Source organism: Streptomyces sp. NRRL S-920 (assembly GCF_000717945.1).
Classification (GTDB): Bacteria; Actinomycetota; Actinomycetes; order Streptomycetales; family Streptomycetaceae; genus Streptomyces; species Streptomyces alboniger.
Genome location: NZ_JODF01000142.1, coordinates 1 through 1,227, shown reverse-complemented (window position 1 = coordinate 1,227; position 1,227 = coordinate 1). Strand labels below are relative to the sequence as shown.

The 1,227-nt window shown below is 70.3% G+C and carries 1 protein-coding gene; it reads left to right on the top strand.

Annotation, left to right across the window (positions count from 1 at the left end):
• Positions 1-217 precede the first annotated feature (217 nt).
• Positions 218-1,081, top strand: coding sequence for a hypothetical protein (locus IG54_RS0137230; protein WP_030795634.1), 864 nt, complete (start codon positions 218-220; stop codon positions 1,079-1,081).
• Positions 1,082-1,227 lie beyond the last annotated feature (146 nt).

The following is a 1,227-nucleotide window of genomic DNA, read 5'->3' as shown; positions in this document are numbered from 1 at the left end:
GCGAGCCTGGCACCCCCGCCGGAACCCGGGTACGGGCGAGCCTGCCCGACCGACCGAGGGGAGCCCCCGCCCACCGGGCGGAGCCGTGGCGGACGCCGCCCGGCGAGGCCCGTTTCAAGTGGACCCGGACCCCTAAATAAGGCAGAATTAGTGATGTCGGAAGGGGATGGCAGCCCCGGACGACGAACCCCGAACCTTCAACACCAGGGAGAGCGTGATGGCGAAGCTGACCAAGGAGCAAGAGCGACTGCACCGCGAGGCGTCGCGGCTGGTCAAGCTGAACCGCGACTTGACGGAGGAGGAGCGGGAAACCGTGCTCGACCACTGGCAGGAGTCCAGCACGACCAGCAACTCCCTGGACGGAGCGTTCTTCACCCCGGAGGATCTGGCGCTCGACCTCCGGCTGGAGGTGAACGGGGAGCGGGTCATCGACCTGTGCGCGGGGATCGGCCGTCTGGCGTGGGCCGTGCAGGACAAGTGGCACAGGAGGTTCGAGGGGAGGCCGCCGCGCGAGGTGGTGTGTGTCGAGAAGAACCCGGCATACGTCGAGGTGGGACGGAAGGTCGTGCCCGAGGCGCATTGGATCTGCGCGGACGTCTTCACCCTGGACCCGAAGACGCTGGGGCGGTTCGACTACGCGGTGGCCAACCCTCCCTTCGGCCGTGTGGAGCGGAGCGGGAACGGGCCGAGGTACCGAGGCCCGAACTTCGAGTTCCACGTCATGGACATCGCGTCGACCCTCGCGAGGAAGGGGGTGTTCCTCGTGCCGCAGATGTCCGCGCCGTTCAAGATCGCGGGAGTCCACAGCTACGAGGAGCAGCGCAGCACCGCGTACGAGCGCTTCCACCGGGAGACCGGAATCACCCTCTGCTCCCGCGTGGGCATCGACACGTCCGCCTACGAGGACGGATGGCGAGGCGTCAGCCCGCGCACAGAGGTGGTGTTCGCGGACTTCGAGGACGCGGGAGAGGGTCTGTTGCCAGTCCCCGCCCCGCGCTTCGTGTCCACCCCCCGAGCCGCCGTGCCCGTGCCCAAGCCGACGGCGACCACGTACGAGTACGAGGAAGCGGCCCTGTTCTGAGACGCCGCCCCGCCCCCGCCGAGCCGGCCAGGGCGGGGCGCCGTCGTGGCGGTAGCGGACACGCCTGGCGGCGTGGCGGTGTTGGTGGCCCGGTGCGTGCTCGCCGGCCCCGGCCTCCTTCGTCGGCCGGTGCCGTCGGCACCGGG